Annotated in this window: 6 protein-coding genes; 2 read left to right on the top strand and 4 right to left on the bottom strand. The window is 67.4% G+C overall.

The genetic code is table 11. From position 1 onward, the window contains the following. Positions 1–237 precede the first annotated feature (237 nt). Positions 238–546, top strand: a complete 309-nt coding sequence (locus tag ACFXIV_RS19715; protein ID WP_379393794.1) for a glutaredoxin domain-containing protein — start codon at positions 238–240, stop codon at positions 544–546. 112 nt (positions 547–658) lie between these two features. Here the strand turns inward: ACFXIV_RS19715 and glyA are convergent, their stop codons facing one another. Together glyA and ACFXIV_RS19705 are read right to left on the bottom strand one after the other, a co-directional pair. Then, a complete protein-coding gene (glyA, locus tag ACFXIV_RS19710; protein ID WP_379393792.1) occupies positions 659–1,954 on the bottom strand; it encodes a serine hydroxymethyltransferase in 1,296 nt (431 codons plus the stop codon). A gap of 571 nt (positions 1,955–2,525) precedes the next feature. Beyond that, on the bottom strand, positions 2,526–3,722 hold the full coding sequence (locus ACFXIV_RS19705) for a DUF885 domain-containing protein (RefSeq protein WP_379380043.1): 1,197 nt from the start codon (positions 3,720–3,722) through the stop codon (positions 2,526–2,528). Positions 3,723–4,004: 282 nt separating this feature from the next. On the opposite strand from ACFXIV_RS19705, the gene coaA reads away from it, so the two are divergent. Further along, complete coding sequence (gene coaA, locus ACFXIV_RS19700; protein ID WP_379393790.1) at positions 4,005–4,937, top strand: type I pantothenate kinase; 933 nt, start codon at positions 4,005–4,007, stop codon at positions 4,935–4,937. 18 nt (positions 4,938–4,955) lie between these two features. On the opposite strand, the gene ACFXIV_RS19695 is transcribed toward coaA, so the two are convergent. Continuing rightward, complete coding sequence (locus ACFXIV_RS19695; protein ID WP_379393788.1) at positions 4,956–5,561, bottom strand: hypothetical protein; 606 nt, start codon at positions 5,559–5,561, stop codon at positions 4,956–4,958. A gap of 80 nt (positions 5,562–5,641) precedes the next feature. Next, a complete protein-coding gene (locus ACFXIV_RS19690) occupies positions 5,642–6,421 on the bottom strand; it encodes an isoprenyl transferase (protein WP_354833426.1) in 780 nt (259 codons plus the stop codon). Positions 6,422–6,543 lie beyond the last annotated feature (122 nt).

The raw sequence follows: 6,543 nt of genomic DNA, 5'->3' as shown, positions 1-6,543 counted from the left end.
GTGGGGGGGGGGGGCGGGGCCCCATTAATACCTTCAACAACCTCCCACCCCCCCACTACACGGGGCCCGGGGGGGGTGCCGGCCCCCCCCCCCCGCCCCGCCCCCCACGACGGACTGCAAGCCGAATCACCTGCGCCGCTTGTCAATTCCCGATTCCGCGGCACCGGCTCTCGGCCCCGGCGTCACCCTCGCCCCGCCGACATGGTGGCGGCGGCCGCGCGGACCTAGACTCCGATCATGACCACCGACGCCACCCCGGAACTGGTCGTCTACCGCCGCCCGGGTTGCCCCTACTGCTCCCGCATGCGCCGAGTGCTCAATCGCCACGGCATCGTCCACCGCGAGGTCGACATCTGGCAGGACCCGGAGGCGGCCGCCTTCGTCCGCTCGGTGGCCGACGGCAACGAGACCGTCCCCACGGTCGTCCTGCGCGCCGGCGACTCCGAACGGAACTGGGTGAACCCGCATCCCAAGCAGCTGATCGCCACCGTGACCGCGGACGCTCCGAGCATCACGGGCGGCCCGCGCAAGTTCTGGTCGTTCTAGCCGGGAATCCTTGGCGGGCAACGAATCTCATCGTGACATAGAGTCGCACCGCGACGCGGAGAGCCCGCCGCGATCATGGAATCGCGGCGGGCTCTCGGTTGTCCGGCGGGCGTCAGCCCAGCAGGCGCCAGTTCTCCAGGCCGTCGTACAGCGGGAAGTCCTGCGCCAGCGTGGAAACGCGCTGACGCAGCGAGTCCAGGTCGGCGGAGCCGGTGAGGGCGGCGGCGATGATGTCGGCGACCTCGGTGAACTGCTCGTCGCCGAAGCCGCGGGTGGCCAGCGCCGGGGTGCCGATGCGCAGGCCGGAGGTGACCATCGGCGGGCGCGGGTCGAACGGAACGGCGTTGCGGTTCACGGTGATTCCGATTTCGTGCAGCAGATCCTCGCCCTGCTGGCCGTCCAGCTGCGAGTTGCGCAGGTCCACCAGCACCAGGTGCACGTCGGTGCCGCCGGTGAGCACGGTGATGCCCTTGGCCTTGGCGTCGGGCGCGGTCAGGCGCTCGGCGAGGATCTTGGCGCCGGAGATGGTGCGCTCCTGGCGCTCCTTGAACTCCGCGCTGCCGGCGATCTTGAAGGCCACGGCCTTGGCCGCGATGGCGTGCATGAGCGGGCCGCCCTGCTGACCGGGGAAGACCGCGGAGTTCAGCTTCTTGGCGAACTCCTGCTTGGCCAGGATCAGACCGGAGCGGGGGCCGCCCAGGGTCTTGTGCACGGTCGAGGACACCACGTCCGCGTGCGGCACCGGCGACGGGTGCAGCCCGGCCGCGACCAGACCGGCGAAGTGCGCCATGTCGACCCACAGGTAGGCGCCGACCTCGTCCGCGATCTCGCGGAAGGCGGCGAAGTCCAGGTGCCGGGGGTACGCCGACCAGCCGGCCACGATCACCTTCGGGCGGGTGTCGCGGGCGATCTTGCGCACCTCGTCCATGTCGACGCGGTGGTCTTCCTTGGCGACGCCGTAGGCGTGCACCTCGTACAGCTTGCCGGAGAAGTTCAGGCGCATGCCGTGGGTGAGGTGACCGCCGTGCGCCAGATCCAGGCCCAGCAGCTTCTCGCCCGGGTTCATCAGCGCCATCAGCACCGCGGCATTGGCCTGCGCGCCCGAATGCGGCTGGACATTGGCGAATTCCGCGCCGAACAGCTCCTTGACGCGGGCGCGGGCCAGATCCTCGACGATGTCGACGTTCTCGCAGCCGCCGTAGTAGCGGCGACCCGGGTAGCCCTCGGCGTACTTGTTGGTGAGCACGCTGCCCTGCGCCTGCAGCACCGCGCGCGGCACGAAGTTCTCCGAGGCGATCATCTCGAGGGTGTCGCGCTGGCGAGCGAGTTCGCCGCCCATCGCGGACGCGACCTCGGGATCGAGTTCGGCGAGGGACTGGCTGTTGACAGAGGCGCTCGTCTGGGTCACGCCGCCGAGTCTATTGGCCGCTGCCACGGAGCCGATCCGGGGGTTCTCTGTCTCGTTCATCGCGCACCTCCGTTGTCCGGGTACCCCGAATACGGTTCGGGGGTCGCCAGGCACCCAGGCGCGCGGTGCCGGACTTCGGTGCTTCCCGGTGGTTGCTTCCACCTCGAGTGCGCCAGTCGCGGTCCGGTCATCCTATCCCGCGACCGGCGGGGACCATCCGCCGGTCGCCACGCGCGGACGAATCGTGCCCAGGAAATTGGGGGCAGAGGAATCGTCGGCGCAGGAGAGGCGACCGAATAGCCGCGAGCGGTGGACATCACTCCGCAATCAGGCTATGGCGGAGCAACAAATCTCGGTAAGGTGACGCAACGCTGGCCTCTTTGGGCCAGTGTCCTTGGCCCATCCCAAATTTCGAGGTATTCATCACCATGACGCTGTTCAACATCGCGACCGGCAGCCCCACCGACTTCCTCTTCACCATCCTGAAGACCCTGTGCACCATGTCGAGCGGCGGCGCCTCCTGCGCCACCTGGGGCGCGTAAACCGCGGTCACGACATCGGGGAGTACCCCTCACAGCCGGCGGATGGCGCCGGGTGTGAGGGGTTCGTCCAAGAGACGGCGAAAACGCTCGGACCGGTCTTCCGGATCGGCTGCCCGGTCCAGCCACCCTCCCAGCAATCGATATCCCTCCACATATGTGGAGATATAGGCCCGCCACAGCGGCGATGACAGGAATCGCAGCGATTGCGCGGCCCGCTCCGGGGTGACCAGACTCCAGCGCTGCAGAAATTCCGACACCTCGCCGGCATCCCGCCGGCGATCGTGCAGCAGCAGCGCGGCATCCTGGCGCACGCTCAGCAGATTCGCGGACGCGTTCGAAATCCTTTCGGCGCGTTCGCCATCGAAGCGCAGCCCCAGGTCCGCGTAGATCTCCTGCGCCCAGCGGCCCCAGCCCGGGCCGACGATCGACTTCAGGGCCAGATCGGCCAGCCCCTCCGCCATCAGGCACTGCGGGGTGTTCACCAGGAACAGCGTCTGCTCGGCCTGCCCCGCGCCCACCAGCCCGGCCTCTTTCCGGCAGTGCTCGGTGTGATGACCCGGGTAGGCCTCGTGCGCGATCAGATGCGGCAGCTGTGACATGTGCTGCTTGAGATCGGAATTGATGGCCACCCGGGATTGGTAGTTGCCCAGGTAATAGTTGAAGCCCGACCACGGCTTGTCACCCACTACTTCGTATTCCACGTGCTCGTTGTCCGGCAGCGGGTAGCGGTCGCGGACGAGTTCCCGCAGCGCACCGGAGAACGCGGCCACGCATTCCTTCAGACGTTCGGGCGGAATCTCGTCCTGGCGGCGGTGCACGGTAATGCGGTCGAGCAGTTCGCCGTCACCGGGCAACACCTCGTCCAGCTGCCGGTGCGCCTCGCGGTAGTTCTCGGTATCGCCGGGGGTGATATCCACGTCGAAGTAGGCGCGGACCTCGTCGACGAAGTTGATGTCCTCGCCGGCGAATTTGCGGCCCGAGCATTCCATCGCGCGCAGGTGCGCCTCCAGGAATTCGACGCGCTCCGCGGGGAGGCCCGCCTCCGGCAGTTCCTTGCGCAGTGCGGCTGCCCGGTGCGCGATATCACGCGGCTCCGGCGCGGGCGCGTTCTCCACCTCGCGGCGCAGGCCGGGATCGCCGGTATAGGCGTCCACGAAACCCTCTTCGAGCCGGTCGAATGCCAGACCCAGCCGCAGATATTCAGTGACCAGTGGATGCGCTGCCATAGTCCGACCCTATGCGATCCGATCGCTCCGGGCGGGGCGGATCAGGCTGTCGCACAACCTCACCGGACACGCCCGACCACTGAGATGTAGCCCATCTCACTCTGGTTACCCGTCAGTAGCAACACCTGGTGTTCACCCCGATGTTGGAGCCGAGCACAATTCGGCTATGCGTGGAGTGTTGGCCGGATCGCCGGGCACGGCGACGATGCGGCTTCCCGAGAGCTGTTGTTGTCGGCCGGCCCGAATGCGGGGACACGAGTCTCGAGTGCGGGGACACGAATAATGGCGCGGATGAGCGAGCCCAGCCCCTACGTGGAATTCGACCGCAAGCAGTGGCGCACACTGCGCAAGTCGACTCCCCTGGTCCTCACCGAGGAAGAACTGGTCGGCCTGCGCGGTCTGGGTGAGCAGATCGACCTCGAGGAGGTGGCCGAGGTCTACCTCCCCCTGGCCCGTCTCATCCACCTCCAGGTCGCGGCCCGGCAGCGCCTGTTCGCCGCCACCGCCACCTTCCTCGGCGAGACCCACCCGGACCGTCAGGTGCCGTTCGTCATCGGCGTGGCGGGCTCGGTGGCCGTCGGCAAGTCCACCACCGCGCGTGTGCTGCAGGCGCTGCTGGCGCGCTGGGACCACCATCCACGGGTGGATCTGGTCACCACCGACGGATTCCTGTACCCGACAGCCGAACTCACCCGGCGCGGCATCATGCACCGCAAGGGCTTCCCGGAGTCCTACGACCGGCGCAAGCTGCTGCGCTTCGTCACCGAGGTGAAATCCGGTGCGCACGAGGTGTGCGCGCCCGTCTACTCGCACATCGCCTACGACATCGTGCCCGGCGAATACCACTGCGTGCGCCAGCCCGACATTCTCATCGTCGAGGGCCTGAACGTGCTGCAGACCGGGCCGCGGCTGATGGTGTCGGACCTGTTCGACTTCTCGGTCTATGTCGATGCCCGCATCGAGGACATCGAGAACTGGTACGTGCAGCGCTTCCTGTCGCTGCGCAAGACCGCCTTCCAGGATCCGGATTCGCACTTCCACCACTACGCGAACTTCAATGACCAGGAAGCCACCAACCAGGCCAAGGAAATCTGGCACAACACCAACCGCCCGAATCTGGTGGAGAACATCCTGCCGACGCGCCCGCGCGCGACGCTGGTGCTGCGCAAGGACTCCGACCACTCCATCAACCGGCTGCGACTCCGGAAACTCTAGAATCCCGGGCTCGACGGGTCAGAGCCGCCAGGCCGCGTCCAGCCGTGCGGCGACATCGATATCGGTGGCCGCCTGGATGTGCGGTTTGCGGATCTCCGTGGCGATATAGCGCGCGACGAAGCGGCGGATCTCGTGGTCGACGCTGGCGAGAATGCGCAGCAATTCTCCGCGGCGGGTCGCGCTGGCGACATTGATGCGGACATTGCTGGGCTGCGGCTCGTCGATTTCGATGAGCACCCGCAGCGGCTCCGCGGTGCGGACGGTCAGGTGCAGGTGAATGGTGCCGTCCACCCGGAACGGATACCGATCCACCGCCAGGTCGATGAGCAGGTCGACCTTGAGCGGGATCACCAGGTCGAACGAAATCAGGTCGTCCACTTCGCGATTCAGCCGTGGCCGCCCGAGCCGGACGGTGGCCGAGAGTTTCGCGAGCTTGCCGGGGCCCGCCCCGATCGGCCCGAATTCGAACGCCTCCCCCGTGAGCTTCTCGAACGCCCCGGCTATCCGCTCGGTGGAGGCGGCGTATTCCAGGAATCGGCGGCCGAAGTCCCCGTAGCTGATGTACGGCACCGCCACGACCTGGCTCTCGGCCGGGCCGCTCAGCCCTTCACGCAGCTCGCTCATACTCCCCGACGGTACGGCAGCGACCGTCCCGCGAACACGGAAGCCATTGCACTGCAATGGAACCGTTGATTCGCCGTGTTCTACACCCCGAAGCGGCGGTGCCGCGCCGCGTAATCGCGCAGGGCGCGCAGGAAATCCACGCGCCGGAATTCCGGCCAGTACGCCTCGGTGAACCAGATCTCCGAATACGCGCTCTGCCACAACAGGAATCCCGACAGCCGCTGCTCGCCGGAGGTGCGGATGACGAGATCGGGGTCGGGCTGGCCGGAGGTGTAGAGGTGCTGGCCGATGGCGTCGACGGTGATGGACTGGACCAGATCCTCGCCGGTCTCGCCCGCGTCCATCTCCTGGCGGACCAGCGAGCGCACCGCGTCGGCGATCTCCTGGCGGCCGCCGTAACCGATGGCGACATTGACGTGCACGCCGGTGCGGCCCTCGGTGCTCTTGGCCGCCTCGCTCAGGCGCCGGGCGAACTCGGCGGGCAGTTGATCGAGGGCGCCCACGATGCGGACGCTCCAATTCTGTTCCGGCGCAGAGAGTTCGTCGACGACGTCGGTGATGACCTCGAAGAGGGTCTCGAGCTCGTCGGAGTCGCGGCGCAGATTCTCGGTGGAGAGCAGGTAGAGGGTCACCATCTCGATGCCCGCCTCGCCACACCAGCCCACGAGTTCGGCGATCTTCAGCGCACCGACTCGATGGCCATGGCTGATATCGCTGAACCCGTTCTCCCGCGCCCACCGCCGGTTGCCATCGCACATCACGGCGACGTGCCGGGGATGTTGTTTGCCAGCCAGCTGCCTGGACAACCGTGACTCGTATATGCGATATGGGAGTCCACGCACCTGACTCGCAATCTTCACGGCCGCAACCCTACGCCCCCGGAACGAATGGCGGAGCGACCGGGACAGACCAGCGAAACACCCGGGGCCCGTCGTGACGACAGCCACTATGAGGGGTGCCCCGCCGCCAACCTACGCTACCG

Origin of the sequence: Nocardia sp. NPDC059236 (assembly GCF_042754085.1) — a bacterium.
Classification (GTDB): Bacteria; Actinomycetota; Actinomycetes; order Mycobacteriales; family Mycobacteriaceae; genus Nocardia.
This window is presented reverse-complemented; position numbering and strand designations above follow the sequence as displayed.